This window comes from Brucella lupini (assembly GCF_002252535.1).
Lineage (GTDB): Bacteria > Pseudomonadota > Alphaproteobacteria > Rhizobiales > Rhizobiaceae > Brucella > Brucella anthropi.
In genome coordinates, this window is the sequence record NZ_NNRN01000023.1 from 42,351 (window position 1) to 55,348 (window position 12,998).

A 12,998-nucleotide genomic window follows, 5' to 3' on the forward strand; every position below is an offset into this window, starting at 1 on the left:
CTCAGCTTCCAACGATCGTGCCAACAAGCTCGGATGAACCAGCAATTATGCCGATCCCGATGATCCAGTACCCTGCCCGACGCAAATCCATGTAACCAAACATCCATGCGATGGCGATCACGATCACCGCAATGGTCGCAAGCAGTCTGAATATGTTGCCGGTGAGGAGATCAACGATGTTTTGGAGAATGGTTTCGATGCCAGCGGCTTGTGCAAATGCAGGCGCGCTCACTATTGGCACAATGGCAACAGCCATAACACAAGAGGCGACAATTGGGCGGAGGCGGCAATAGAAATTCATTCGCTTTGCTCCTTTTGATTGTTCTCAAACACGAGAACCGATAAATTGCGTGGGCTCCTGAAGACATCCCACGAGGATAGAGATGGGACGGAAGCTGCTTCCTCCGCAGCATTATTGGCCGCACTCTGTCCGCTTTTGCTTGTCACAGCGCCAACAGATGTTTCATGCGCCCCGCCCCTTTTCTCCACGGCATTTTCGATGACGAGCTTGGCCATGCTTGGCCGGAGCTGTTTGATTTTCTGGAAGACCTGTTCGTCGTATCGGACCATTTCACCGATCGAGGCGTCACCACGCCCATACCAGGATATCAGCATCCGTTTTTCAGCCCTTATCGGGTCGAAATTTTCCTCGACTGCATGGCGATAATAGCCATCGAGAAGATGAGCAGTTGTTTTGAGATTCAAACAGGGATCGAATGCGTCAGCGATCGATAGATTTGATTTTCTCAAGTCCTCAAGGCTGATACCGCCCAGACCAAGCTGAATGTCCTGCTGCCCGGCGACAAGTGAAGTTGCAACCTCGATCGCTTCGGCTTTGGTCGCCGGTTGCTGCTTGAGCGGCAAACCGCTGTTAATGCGAATATTAAAAGGGGCAAAACCACTTTCCAGGCTGACGACACCGGCAAGCGTTTCGGGCGAAACAAAAGCTGCGCAAGTTTGAGCGAGAACGAGAAACGAAACAGGCATGGCTTAGTACCACACTCTGTGTTTACCCAAGCGGTCGATGGTCACATCGATATAACTCGGTTTTTCGCGAACGAATGGCCGGGTGGTTACATATGCCAAGCATTGATTGCGGCTATTGTTTCGCTGCATTCGCGGCGAGATGACCGTCTTTTCAGTGGAGGCGATGCTTCTTTCGTTCCGGCAAAAGGCGCCATCCACAGCCTGAAGAGATGTTGAGATACATGTCGCCGCACGTCCGCCTGCACTTTGTCCGGCAAATAGACGATATCCGGATTGACAATAATACGGCTCATAGCGCGGCCGCGAGCTTTTGAAACCAATACCATTGCAAGTGGGAAATGAATGGCCTCTGGCCAGCCAACTCCAAAGTTTCTGGATAGGCGGTCGACATTCGGAATATTGCATTGGGCCGCCAGGATTGGATAAACACAGGATAACTTGGCATCCCCAGCTTTCGGCGCGAGCGTCGGGAGCTTGAATGAGGTATAGTGAACCGCAACCCATAACCCCTATCGCAAGTTTTAAGAGAAAGCTTCTCATGCTCATAACTCCGTTATCGACCGTCTTTCGACGTTATGATGAAGTAAGGTCACCAGCACTCATACTAATCAAATAATGCATAGTTAAAAGAATGGCAAGCTTTTTAAGTGATCGATGGCAAAGTCAGGCATTGGCGGTCTTCGCGGTTCGTGAAATTCTCGAAAAACCGCTCGCGGATGAATCACCTCAATCCCGCATCAAACAGATTGGAATGGTAAACATTCTCTACATGATGCATCAGGCTCACGAGCCTTTAACCCTTGCAAATGTTATGGTTTTTACAGGAATGACCCGTGGCGGCGTCATTGAAACGATGGAATCCCTTGTGCAACGCGGCATTCTGACCGAAACAATGGGCAAGAATTCCATGGGTAGAGGCACAGCACGACAGTTCGAGTTTGCGCCTGAGGTTTTTGCGCAAATTCGTTCTGTTGGTTAGGCTCCCTCATTTTTACTGATAAAATTAATATAGAAAAAACGGTACGGAAGTCGAACTGACCAGCATTCACGACAGCTTCCATTTACACAACTGCTGAATATTTTGGTCGGTTCGGTGAGTTAAACGACGGTTGATTTGTGATCACCACTGACACGCACTTTTGTTTAATATTATCGACACCTAGCTTCAAAGTTGAAGTCAGCCTGCACATAACGGAATTTCATTCTCTTCTAAATATTTTTTCTGGACGGAAACCAGTATATACTATTTTCTTTAATTAACGATAATATATAACAATAGATAATTGATCGAATTCCATAAAACTCAACAACGCCATTGGCCGAAATGAAAATAGAAATTCCATTTTTCTCATACTTCATTACGGCCTTTCCATTTGAAAACACAAATGAAGTCGAGTGTCGTTCAGTCGATACCGAGAGACAAAATGGTTTAATCTTGTCTGTTATTACCCTCGACACACCAACAGCATCTACCGAACGAATGAAACCCTCAATACTCAATTCGTGCATTGCAAACCCTTTCCATATTCTGGATCGCGCTTCAAAGCCGACTATAATCCGAGTTCTGCTGCCTTCTTTTTCGCCTTCATTCCGAATTCGCGCACTACCTTAACGGTATTTATATCGAAGTCGCGCTCGAGGTAGGCGTGAAACGCCACAAAACTTCTGAAACCTTCTTCATCTTCAAGAGGCACCAAGATCCCAGTCACCAAACGGAATCGCTTTAGAAAATTAAGAAAGCTCTGGCTTCGAATATCCCTGTAGCGGTCGTAGGTGCTATCCCAGACGAAAGCGCGATTACCACCAATTAATTGTGCAAGCAGGACATCACTCTCAATCCAGTTCAGACGCTTATATTCACGCATGACATCCAACGGAATGGTACAGTATGTTGGGTCGAGCAACAGCGATTCCTTGGTTGATTTGTGGCAGGAAAGAATGACAGCATCAAAACCTAAGACGGCACAACTCTTGTCAATCGCCCCAAAAAATTGTTCAGGAGACTGCGCATTCGCAATCGACTCGCTGAGCCTATGAAAACGGGCGGCATTAAAAAGCGGTGCGCGCGATCCACCGTTCGTATTGGCTCCGTGTTTTGTCGCTAATGGAAATGGCCCACTGCCCTGTGGCGCAAACCCATGCGACTTGTTGAATACCGATATTTCGGAGTGACGAATTGCTTCAACAACCGCATGCGTTTTATTCGTCGCACCTAGCTTGATACGTGAATTTCGCAGATGAGTTACGACTGTGGTTTCCGCAACCCCCAGAATAATAGAGATTTCCCATCGTGTTTTTCCCTCCGCGGTCCAATACAACACAATTCTCTCCTGTGAGGTCAGCAGCTTCCGATTGGATTTCTTGAATACCCCATCTTTTTGCAACTGTTTTACCTCTAACTGTCGAGCGAAACAGAAGCCCGTGACCTAGAGATCATTGAATATTCTCTCATATCTTCCAGGAAAAAGACTGCAGAAATCCTTTTGAACTACAAATCCACTGCCAGCTAAATTCGTTCAAAGAAATATCGCTCTAAGCTACGGTGCCGCAAGACCGACCACATGCGTTTGATTATTATAGTAGGTGGCTTTGATCGTGAAAATTTGGATTGCTAGATTGCATGAGACTCACAGCTATCTTTGCGAGAAATTTGCGGCTTTGTCGTCAAGAATCTGGCCTTACTCAAGAACGCTTGGCCGAGTTCGCTGGCCTTGATCGAAACTTCATTGGCAAACTCGAACGAGAAGAATGCTCTCCCACCTTGGAGACCATTGAGGCATTGTCTCTTGCCCTGCAATTTAATGCGGAACGCCTCATTGAGCGCCCCTTCCTAACGCCACAAAAATAAAGGTGATTGGGCCGCTATTTCCTTATTTATCAACCTTCTGCTGTCGGCGGAGTAGATCGTTCGGCTCGACCGCAAGGGCATCGGCCAGCATCGCGAGCGTTAAAATGGTCGGATTGCGCTTCCCCGCTTCCAGCCCACTAATATAGGCACGTGTCTTCGCCGCACGGAAGCTCAATTCTTCCTGCGACAGGCGGCGTTCTCGCCGAATTCTCTGAACATTGAGACCAACAACCGAGCGTATGTCCATCTGACGACGGTTGCAGTGGCGTACACTATATGACGACACACTATAATGAACATTCCGCTTGACACGCAGTCGACGTAAGGACTTTAATGTACATTATATGGAACAATGTTCTTATAATTGGAACAAAATATGAGTAGCAATCTCTCGCTTGAAAAAGGCCTTCTGATCCTCAATTTGCTCAAAGACGCACGTGAACCCTTAGGTGTGCGGGAAATTGCACGACGGCTCGAATTGACACCCTCAGTTGCCCAAAGGCTGCTGAATACATTGGCTGCGCAAGGTCACGTGGAACAAGAAAACAATCGCCGCTACCAAATTGGTTACGCTGTGCTTGGGCTTGCGCAGCATGTTTTTCAACGCAGCAGACTTCTGAAACTTGCGGAAATAGAACTCAAACAGCTGGCGGCTGGCGGATGTTTCAACGGCTTCCTTGGCGTTAGACGCGGATCTGCTGGCGTTTATGTACTCGCCGTACAATCCGACAGTCCTGTCGTCATTCGCGCCCATCCTGGTGAGTCGATGGCGCTTCACTCAACCGCTCTCGGCAAGGCTTTGCTATTCGGTATGAGCGATAGGTTGATTGCAGATCTGCTTGGCCATGAACCGCTCCGGCGCCTTACAGAACGAACAGTCGTGGAAGTAGACAAATTGGTTGAGCAACTACGTCTTGGACGCTCGCTCGGGTACGCCACGGCCATGTCGGAGAATCTAGAGGGAGTCATTTCGGTTGGAGCTCCAATTTATGACGCGGCGGGCTCGGTAGCAGCCGCAATAAGTATCGCATTTCCGCGTGCGGTCTACCCAAAGGTCAAGATCAGCGACGTAGCGGATAAGATAGTTACGGCTGCGGATCGTATCTCGAAAGGATTGGGTTTTGAAGAAACGTAAATTTTGAGGAGGAAAGGATAGCCAATGTTACTACACGAAGAACGTCTTCAAACAGCAATGATCAAACATGATCTAGCGGCAATAGTGGCTACGTCACCAGAAAATGTCCTTTACACAAGTGGTTTCTGGTGTCTGCCACAATGGATCAGGCGCGGACCGCAGGCCTTCGTGTTACGTCAAGCGAAAACGGACATTCAATCCTCGGTTGTCATCACTGGAACTTCCACACTCGATCTCCTCGCCGATCAAAACGTTGATACGAAAGTCCGTAGATTCGGCTCCTTCACTGTCGATACTGCCTCTTCAACGGAACTCGACGCGGTAAGTTTTAGACAGAAAGAACTCTTCAATCTGCCTGACGACAGCAATGCAATTGATGCCCTTATAACAGAAATCCGCTTACAAAGGCTGTTGAAGGCCCGCATTGGCCTTGATGAAAGCGGATTATTGCCTGGCGATATGGAGAAGCTGCGTAGCGAGCTCCCCGACGTCAACTGGATTAACGCCGCTGCGCTGTTCCGATGGGTTCGGGCGGTCAAGACTTCTGAAGAGATTGAAAGACTCACGACCGTCGGCGCGATTACCGAGAGATCCATTGCTTCTGCGCTTAAAGTTGCGACCGTCGGCGCGACAGAACATGATCTCGCCAGAGTATTTCACGGCCAGACGGTCGAGGAAGATGGCTTTCCGGTTTTGGGTTGTATCGGTTTTGGCGAGCGTAGCGCATTGATGAATGTCCAGCCTTCAGATCGTGCACTCAAGGCTGGCGATATGATCCGTTTCGATGTCGGCGGCCACTTCAGGCACTATCGTGCGGATATTGCGCGAAATGTCAGCTTTGGAGAGCCATCGCAGGAAGTTCGGACCAAGTACAATGCGCTGAACAGAGGCGTTCAGCGAGGCATTGAGCAAATCCGCCCAGGCGTTTCCGTATCGAAGATCTTTGAAATCGTTGTCGATACGGTACGCGCAGAGGGCATCCCTCATTACCAACGCAGTCATGTTGGCCATGGCATCGGTCTGGATGGATATGATCTTCCGCTTCTTGCCGCAGGCAGCTCCGATATCCTTGAGGAGGGAATGGTTCTCTGTATCGAGACGCCGTATTACGAACTGGGACATATTGGCCTTCAGGTCGAGGATATGCTTGTCGTCCGTTCGGGCGGCGCGGAATTGCTGACCAACAATGGCGACAGCCTGATGGTGCTGTGATGATGAACAGGATCGCAGCATATTCCTGCTATCGATGCGGTAACGAATTTCCGATCGACATGCCGATCGATTCACGCGGTTGCCCGTCATGTCTGGAAATCGCTCCTTCAAATCTGAAAGTGCTTTATCGTGCTCCCACTCCTGCAACCTCGACCGTTAAGGGAATAGCCCGGCTGCCTTCGCTCTGGCGTTATGCTGAAAGGCTCCCTTTTGATGAGAGCTCCGCTGTCTCTCTGGGCGAAGGTCTGACACCACTCCTTCGATCGGAACGGATCGGTGCAGTGATCGGCGTGCCAAATCTTTTCATCAAGAACGAGGGCTACAATCCAACTTGGTCACATAAGGATCGGTTCTCAACCGTCGCGGTAACGGCCGCGGTAGAGGCAGGTGCATCAGTCGTCGCAACGAGTTCAAGCGGAAACGCTGGTGCATCGCTCGCCGCTTATGCAGCGCGCGCGGGACTTGAGTGCATCGTTGCGACCATTGCGGGTTCTGCGGGGCCCATGCTCTCGCAAATCCAGAAATATGGCGCCAAAATCGTACCCTTCGAAAACAAGCAGGAGCGCTGGCCGTTTCTCGCCAAGGGTGTCGAACGCTATGGTTGGTTTGCAACGTCGCCTTACAGACATCCAGTTGTCGGCAGCCATCCGATCGGCATCGAGGGGTACAAAACCCTCGCCTACGAAATAATCGAACAGTTCAATGGGAAAGTGCCGGACTGGTGCGCGTTTCCGGTCTGCTATGGCGACGCGATCGCGGGCGCCTGGCTCGGATTTCACGAGTTGATGGTAGACGGATTGATCGCCCGGATGCCGCGCCTGCTTGCGGCGGAAGCGCATGGCTCTCTCGCCACAGCGCTTGAGACTCGAAGCGACCAGATACCCGACATGGCCGCTTCGTTCAATGCGCTCGCCGTTTCGGTTGGAGCGACAAGAAGCACATACCAGGCCCTCAAGGCGCTACGCGCTTCCAACGGCACCGCCATTCCCGTCGCCAATGACGGTCTGGTCGCCTTTCAAGAGCGAATTGCCGCGAGCGAAGGCGTATTTTTGGAGCTTTCTTCCGTGATGCCGCTCGCTGCTATCGCGACAGCACGACGTCGAAACATAATCCGCGGAGATGAAAGCGCTGTCGCGGTTGTCACGGCTTCTGGTCTGAAGGACATCGACAAATCCATTTCGGAAAAGCCTCTCCCGCGCTTCAGCAATATCGAAGACGCCCTCAGGCATTGCGACATCTAGCAAAGAAATACCGATACGCCCGCAATTCCACTAATCAAATTGAAGGGGAAGGAAAATGAGACGACGGGAATTTCTGGCTGCAACAGCCTTCTTTATCGGAGCCGGCCATCGTTTGGCATGGTCGGCTACCAAACCTTATCCCGCGGACAATCCGATGCTGATCGTCGGCTTCGCAGCCGGTGGCGCGGGCGATATCGCATCTCGTGTCGTGACCAGTTATGTGAAGCGGGAGCGCGGTCTCGTTGCGACACCGGACTTTCGGCCCGGCGCAGGCGGAACAATCGCAACCGACCAGGTGCGAAGAGCATCGCCGGATGGCTCCGTCCTGTCGTTATATTCAGTCAGCCCGGTATTGGTCGCACCCCACCTGCAGAAAGTTCCGTACGACGCGACAAAGGACTTCACCTATATTGCGAGCTATGCTGGGATTTCCGTTCCCTGTTTTGTGCGAAAAGACAGTCCGCATCAGACCTGGGATCAATTGCTGGATTTTTGCCGTAACAACCCATCGAAGTTGAAGTGGGCCACCGCCGCACCGCGGGGACTTGCCCATATCGCGACAGACGCCGCGTTCCGCAAGGAGAAAGCGAAAGCGACATTCGTTCCCTTTCGCGGAGGCGCCGATGCTGTAACCGCACTCCTTGGCGGGCACATCGATATGGTTGTGTCGTCAGATTTCGGACCGCATCTGGCGGCGGGATCTGTACGTTTGCTGGCTGAAACCAGTCCGAACCCGCAAGCGAGCCCGAAAGGCATCGTCAGTTTTGCAGAGCGGGGTTATCCAATCGCCATTCCCGCTTCATACGGTCTGTTCGGGCCCGCCGGGATGCCTTCCGACATCGTCTCCTGGTGGGAAGAGGCAATCGGCGAAATGGTGTCTAGCCCGATGTATGCGGACTTTCTAAAACTCATCAATGGCTATCCTCTGTTTCAGAAGAGTGAAGAATTCACGAGCATGGTCAAGGAGGCATATACCAGGATCGGAAGTCAGATTGAAACGATGGAGGAGCATTTATGAACCCGGCTCGTTTCGTTCCCTACGCACTTTCTGGAATCGGGCTTGGAGCCGCAGCAAGTGGACTTCGCATGCACCTTTGGGAGAGTGGCGAACCTGCGGCAGGTCTGTTTCCCTTCCTGGCCGCCCTGCTGTTGATTGTCACGAGCCTGCTTTGCACGACCCAGGGCGTCGTGCCCGACGAAGACCCAATCGAGATTCCACGCGTCATCGCCTATTGCGTGGCACTCGCTCTCTTCTGCGTCTTGCTCGAAGTCCTCGGGTTTGTCGCCGCGGCGTTCCTGTTCCTCTCAGGAGTCCTGTTGTTCATCGAGCGCATGAAATGGCAGATTGCCGGTTTGCTCTCGGCCGCTGTCGCCGTGGCAACCTGGGTCCTGTTTGAAATTCTTCTCTCGGTCCCCCTACCGCACGGCATTTGGAGGCTATAAATGATCGATTCCCTTTCCCAACTCATGATGGGCCTCGGCATTGCTCTAGAACCCACCAATATCGCGGTAGCGCTTCTTGGCGCCGTCCTAGGGACCGCGGTTGGCGTCCTACCTGGTCTAGGGCCTTCCGCGACGGTTAGCTTATTGTTGCCCATTACCATGGTACTGGATCAAACAAGCGCTATTATCCTGCTCGCCGGCATCTACTATGGATCGCAATATGGTGGTTCGATAACCTCCGTCCTGATGCGGGTCCCCGGAGAAGCCTCAAGCGTGATGACGTGCTTCGACGGCTATCCCATGGCCAAACAGGGCCGAGCCGGCGCCGCTCTCGGCATCAGCGCATTTGGAAGCTTTATCGCAGGCATTTCCGCGACTCTCGCGATTGCGATTATTGGGCCTGCCTTTACCAAGGTTGCACTTGCTTTCGGGCCGGTCGAGAAGTCATCGATCGTCCTGTTGGGCCTTGTGCTAGCGGCAAGCGTTGGCGAGGGGCCGCGTATCCGCGCGTGGACGATGGTGGCGCTCGGTCTGCTTCTCTCAACCGTTGGCGTCGATCTGATTTCCGGAGCGGAACGTTTCACTTTTGAAGTCAGTTACCTGCGTGATGGCTTCAACATCGCCATACTGGCCATGGGCCTGTTTGGCATGAGCGAGGTCCTGATGCTGATCCAACAGAAAGAAGCGCACGAAGCCACGAGAATGCCTTCTTATCGGTTGCGCGACCTTCTGCCGAATCGGAAAGACTGGAAAGCCTCGGGCGGACCGATTGCGCGTGGTACGGTTCTCGGCTTTTTCCTGGGGCTTTTGCCGGGCGGCGGTGCGCTCGTCGCCGGCTTTGCGAGTTACCTCATGGAGAAGAAACTCTCCCGCTCACCTGAGCGGTTCGGCAAAGGGGCGATCGAAGGTGTCGCGGGACCCGAAAGTGCTAACAACGCTGCGGCACAGGCGAGCTTTATTCCCATGCTTTGCCTCGGTATCCCAGCAAATGCGGTGATCGGCATCATCATGGGAGCGCTTCTGATGCAAAATGTCGTTCCAGGACCCCAGATTATCTCGGAACATCCGCAACTCTTCTGGGGGATCGTCGCCAGCATGTTAATCGGCAACGCAATGCTCGTCGTTCTCAACGTTCCTATGATCCGCGTTTTTGTCCTTTTGCTGAAGGTTCCTCAGGCCGTTCTGGCACCGCTGATCGTTCTGTTCTGTGTCATAGGCGCGTTTAGCCTGAACAACAGCATGTTCGACGTCGGCGTCGTGATTGGATGCGGATTTGTAGCCTACGGGTTGCGTAAGGCCGGTTTCGACATGGCCCCTCTCCTGCTGGCCTTTCTGCTCGGCTCCCTACTTGAGGAAAATCTGCGTCAGAGCCTTATTCTCGGCGAAGGTAGCCCTATGATTTTCACCGAAAGCCCGATCAGCATCTGCCTGATCCTGTTCACGCTGGCCATTCTGATCATTCCAATGATCAAGAACATTGGCGTCTGGTTCGTCCGCCGGCCCTCGTGAAAAAAGGAGCTACGACGTCAAACCGTCGCGCCGCCATCGATCTCCGAACGCTTGATCACTTTAACAGCATATTGACGCGGCCCGAATTCTGCGAGCCAATCATATGCGACTACAACGCGAGAGGCCCAATCAATATGCAGCATGAACATCTCAAGACGATCGAACAACGGCTTTTATGGCTGTCACACTGGATGATTCATCATGCCAACCACATCCGTCCAAAGGAGGACGGGATCAAGGTTGGCGGGCATCAGGCGTCGTCCGCTTCTCTGGTATCAATTATGACGGCGCTTTATTTCTCCGCACTGCGCCCGCAGGACCGCGTTGCCGTCAAACCCCACGCCTCACCTGTTTTTCATGCCATCCAGTATCTGATGGGCAACCAGACGCGAGAGAAAATGGAAAACTTTCGGGGGTTCCATGGGGCACAAAGCTATCCCAGCCGCACCAAAGACATCGATGACGTTGATTTCTCGACTGGCTCTGTCGGCCTCGGTGTCGCGATCACGTCCTTTGCTTCCATGATTCAGGACTACATTACATCGAAGAACTGGAGCAAAGACTTATGCCTTAGCCGGATGATCGCATTGGTCGGAGATGCCGAACTCGATGAAGGCAATGTCTATGAATGCCTGCAGGAGGGTTGGAAACACGGCTTGCGCAACACTTGGTGGATCATCGACTACAACCGGCAATCACTCGACGGCATCGTTCAGGAAGGCTTGTTTCGACGGATCGAAGACATTTTCAACGCTTTCGGCTGGGACGTTATCAGGATCAAATATGGCGCATTGCAACGCGCGGCCTTCGAGGAACCCGGTGGGGAGCGGCTCCGAGAATGGATCGACAATTGCCCAAATCAGCTTTATTCGGCGCTGACCTTCATGGGCGGAGCCGTCTGGCGCAGGCGTCTCATGGACGATCTCGGCGATCAGGGCGATGTCACCGCTCTGATCGAAAAGCGCAACGACGTCGAACTCGCCGAACTTATGGAAAATCTCGGCGGCAATTGCGTGAGCACCATGGCCGGGACATTTGCCGAGATCGATCATGACCGACCGGTGTGCTTTCTAGCATATACTATCAAAGGATGGGGCACCCCGATCGCCGGACATAAGGACAATCACGGCGGCCTTATGACAAAGGCCCAGATGGCTGAATGGCAAACGCATATGGGCGTTCCTGAAGGGCAGGAATGGGATCGATGGGCAACGGTCGAGGATCCGCAGCAGTTGCAGACGCTTCTAGACACAGTGCCATTTTTTGCCAATGGTCGGCGACGTTACCACGACGCTCCCATTGTGGTACCAGCGATCCCGACAAGCGCCGAGCGAGAAATCTCGACACAGATGGCTTTTGGCAAAATCCTGGACGAATTGTCGAAAACAGACTCGGAACTAGCCGCGCGAATTGTAACGATGTCACCCGATGTTACAGGAACGACCAACCTTGGGCCATGGGTCAACCGGCGCAAACTGTTTGCCCGCGAAAAGCGCCCTGATACTTTCATCGATCATAAAATACCTTCAACCGCAAAATGGGAATTCACCCCGGCTGGCCAGCATATTGAACTCGGCATTGCGGAAATGAATCTCTTCCTGCTGTTGGGCGCGGCAGGCCTTTCACACTCTCTTTTCGGCAAGCGCCTTCTACCGATCGGAACTGTCTACGACCCATTCGTAGGGCGCGGCTTGGATGCCTTGAATTACGCCTGCTATCAGGATGCACGATTCATCATCGTGGGAACGCCTTCCGGTGTGACATTGGCGCCTGAAGGTGGCGCGCACCAATCGATTGGATCTCCACTCATCGGGATGTCGCAGGATGGGCTTGCTGCTTTCGAGCCAGCTTTCGCCGACGAACTTGCTGTTATTATGAACTGGGCCTTCGACTATATGCAGCGCGACGGAAGCGGCGATCCCGATGAACGGACCTGGCTTAGAGACGAAACCGGTGGGTCGGTCTATCTGCGCCTTTCAACCAATCCGATCGAGCAGCCGACCAAGCGGATCGATGATCGATTCCGACAAGGCGCGATTGACGGTGCCTATTGGCTGCGTGAACCTGGACCGAATTGCGACGTGGTCATCGCCTACCAGGGTGTGATCGCGCCCGAGGCTATCAAGGCTGCTGGCATCATCGGTGAAGGGCGGCGCGATATCGGCGTGTTGGCAGTTACATCTGCCGACCGGCTTCATGCGGGCTGGACCGCCGCACAACGCGCGCGTGCCCGGGGTCTCACGCAAGCTGAGTGCCACGTCGAAAAACTGATGAACGATGTCCCCCCACACTGCAAATTCGTTACCGTTATCGATGGGCATCCCGCGACCCTGTCCTGGCTCGGTTCGGTTACCGGTCATAAGACGATTCCGCTCGGGGTCGAGCATTTCGGTCAGACAGGAACGATTGGCGACCTTTACAGCCATTTTGGTATCGACGCGCGTGGGATCGTCGATAAGGTGAATGGCCTCACCCATGGTAAACCCTTACTGGGTGCGGTTGCCTGAGACGACCTGCTATTGCGATGTATGACTTGACCGAAGCGCCAAACTTCTACTGCTTAAGGCGCTTCACGGCTAATTCACTTCAAAATAAAAACTACTGGTCAGAATTCGAGACCGTA

Annotated in this window: 14 protein-coding genes; 9 read left to right on the forward strand and 5 right to left on the reverse strand. The window is 52.7% G+C overall.

Annotated elements, in window-relative coordinates:
* Position 1 precedes the first annotated feature (1 nt).
* Genes CES86_RS01965 through CES86_RS27795 form a run of 3 tightly spaced genes read right to left on the reverse strand, consistent with a single transcriptional unit; the run spans position 2 to position 1,527 of the window.
* Positions 2-301: a TrbC/VirB2 family protein gene (locus CES86_RS01965; RefSeq protein WP_094513454.1), complete on the reverse strand. Its 300-nt coding sequence runs from the start codon at positions 299-301 to the stop codon at positions 2-4.
* A complete protein-coding gene (locus CES86_RS01970) occupies positions 298-987 on the reverse strand; it encodes a transglycosylase SLT domain-containing protein (protein ID WP_094513455.1) in 690 nt (229 codons plus the stop codon). The genes CES86_RS01965 and CES86_RS01970 overlap by 4 nt, the downstream gene beginning before the upstream one ends.
* Positions 988-990: 3 nt before the next feature.
* Positions 991-1,527, reverse strand: a complete 537-nt coding sequence (locus CES86_RS27795) for a hypothetical protein (protein WP_012090928.1) — start codon at positions 1,525-1,527, stop codon at positions 991-993.
* A 91-nt stretch (positions 1,528-1,618) separates the two neighbouring features.
* Between CES86_RS27795 and CES86_RS01980 the strand changes: the two genes are divergently transcribed.
* On the forward strand, positions 1,619-1,966 hold the full coding sequence (locus tag CES86_RS01980) for a hypothetical protein (RefSeq protein ID WP_012090927.1): 348 nt from the start codon (positions 1,619-1,621) through the stop codon (positions 1,964-1,966).
* Positions 1,967-2,537: 571 nt separating this feature from the next.
* On the opposite strand, the gene CES86_RS01990 is transcribed toward CES86_RS01980, so the two are convergent.
* Positions 2,538-3,371 carry a LuxR C-terminal-related transcriptional regulator gene (locus CES86_RS01990; RefSeq protein ID WP_012090925.1) on the reverse strand — a complete coding sequence of 278 codons (834 nt, stop codon included), beginning with the start codon at positions 3,369-3,371 and terminating at the stop codon, positions 2,538-2,540.
* Between the two features lie 236 nt (positions 3,372-3,607).
* Here CES86_RS01990 and CES86_RS01995 point away from each other — a divergent pair, with 236 nt between their 5' ends.
* A complete protein-coding gene (locus tag CES86_RS01995) occupies positions 3,608-3,835 on the forward strand; it encodes a helix-turn-helix domain-containing protein (protein ID WP_094513457.1) in 228 nt (75 codons plus the stop codon).
* A gap of 22 nt (positions 3,836-3,857) precedes the next feature.
* On the opposite strand, the gene CES86_RS02000 is transcribed toward CES86_RS01995, so the two are convergent.
* Positions 3,858-4,082 carry a helix-turn-helix domain-containing protein gene (locus CES86_RS02000; RefSeq protein ID WP_040129697.1) on the reverse strand — a complete coding sequence of 75 codons (225 nt, stop codon included), beginning with the start codon at positions 4,080-4,082 and terminating at the stop codon, positions 3,858-3,860.
* 129 nt (positions 4,083-4,211) lie between these two features.
* Here CES86_RS02000 and CES86_RS02005 point away from each other — a divergent pair, with 129 nt between their 5' ends.
* The 7 genes from CES86_RS02005 to CES86_RS02035 all read left to right on the forward strand — a co-directional run bounded on the left by CES86_RS02005 (position 4,212) and on the right by CES86_RS02035 (position 12,882).
* Complete coding sequence (locus CES86_RS02005; RefSeq protein WP_012090922.1) at positions 4,212-4,970, forward strand: IclR family transcriptional regulator; 759 nt, start codon at positions 4,212-4,214, stop codon at positions 4,968-4,970.
* Between the two features lie 24 nt (positions 4,971-4,994).
* On the forward strand, positions 4,995-6,182 hold the full coding sequence (locus CES86_RS02010) for a M24 family metallopeptidase (RefSeq protein WP_012090921.1): 1,188 nt from the start codon (positions 4,995-4,997) through the stop codon (positions 6,180-6,182).
* Positions 6,182-7,423 carry a pyridoxal-phosphate dependent enzyme gene (locus tag CES86_RS02015; protein WP_012090920.1) on the forward strand — a complete coding sequence of 414 codons (1,242 nt, stop codon included), beginning with the start codon at positions 6,182-6,184 and terminating at the stop codon, positions 7,421-7,423. The genes CES86_RS02010 and CES86_RS02015 overlap by 1 nt, the downstream gene beginning before the upstream one ends.
* Before the next feature lie 55 nt (positions 7,424-7,478).
* Positions 7,479-8,441 carry a tripartite tricarboxylate transporter substrate binding protein gene (locus CES86_RS02020; RefSeq protein ID WP_040129699.1) on the forward strand — a complete coding sequence of 321 codons (963 nt, stop codon included), beginning with the start codon at positions 7,479-7,481 and terminating at the stop codon, positions 8,439-8,441.
* Entirely contained in the window at positions 8,438-8,866 is a 429-nt protein-coding gene (locus CES86_RS02025) for a tripartite tricarboxylate transporter TctB family protein (RefSeq protein WP_012090918.1), read from the forward strand. The genes CES86_RS02020 and CES86_RS02025 overlap by 4 nt, the downstream gene beginning before the upstream one ends.
* Positions 8,867-10,375, forward strand: a complete 1,509-nt coding sequence (locus CES86_RS02030; protein WP_012090917.1) for a tripartite tricarboxylate transporter permease — start codon at positions 8,867-8,869, stop codon at positions 10,373-10,375.
* Between the two features lie 134 nt (positions 10,376-10,509).
* On the forward strand, positions 10,510-12,882 hold the full coding sequence (locus tag CES86_RS02035; protein WP_012090916.1) for a transketolase: 2,373 nt from the start codon (positions 10,510-10,512) through the stop codon (positions 12,880-12,882).
* Positions 12,883-12,998 lie beyond the last annotated feature (116 nt).

Coding starts and splice junctions, on each gene's coding strand:
- CES86_RS01965 (WP_094513454.1), bottom strand. CDS start 301: ATGAATTTCTATTGCCGCCTCCGCCCAATTGTCGCCTCTTGTGTTATG.
- CES86_RS01970 (WP_094513455.1), bottom strand. CDS start 987: ATGCCTGTTTCGTTTCTCGTTCTCGCTCAAACTTGCGCAGCTTTTGTT.
- CES86_RS27795 (WP_012090928.1), bottom strand. CDS start 1,527: ATGAGAAGCTTTCTCTTAAAACTTGCGATAGGGGTTATGGGTTGCGGT.
- CES86_RS01980 (WP_012090927.1), top strand. CDS start 1,619: ATGGCAAGCTTTTTAAGTGATCGATGGCAAAGTCAGGCATTGGCGGTC.
- CES86_RS01995 (WP_094513457.1), top strand. CDS start 3,608: ATGAGACTCACAGCTATCTTTGCGAGAAATTTGCGGCTTTGTCGTCAA.
- CES86_RS02000 (WP_040129697.1), bottom strand. CDS start 4,082: ATGGACATACGCTCGGTTGTTGGTCTCAATGTTCAGAGAATTCGGCGA.
- CES86_RS02005 (WP_012090922.1), top strand. CDS start 4,212: ATGAGTAGCAATCTCTCGCTTGAAAAAGGCCTTCTGATCCTCAATTTG.
- CES86_RS02010 (WP_012090921.1), top strand. CDS start 4,995: ATGTTACTACACGAAGAACGTCTTCAAACAGCAATGATCAAACATGAT.
- CES86_RS02015 (WP_012090920.1), top strand. CDS start 6,182: ATGATGAACAGGATCGCAGCATATTCCTGCTATCGATGCGGTAACGAA.
- CES86_RS02020 (WP_040129699.1), top strand. CDS start 7,479: ATGAGACGACGGGAATTTCTGGCTGCAACAGCCTTCTTTATCGGAGCC.
- CES86_RS02025 (WP_012090918.1), top strand. CDS start 8,438: ATGAACCCGGCTCGTTTCGTTCCCTACGCACTTTCTGGAATCGGGCTT.
- CES86_RS02030 (WP_012090917.1), top strand. CDS start 8,867: ATGATCGATTCCCTTTCCCAACTCATGATGGGCCTCGGCATTGCTCTA.
- CES86_RS02035 (WP_012090916.1), top strand. CDS start 10,510: ATGCAGCATGAACATCTCAAGACGATCGAACAACGGCTTTTATGGCTG.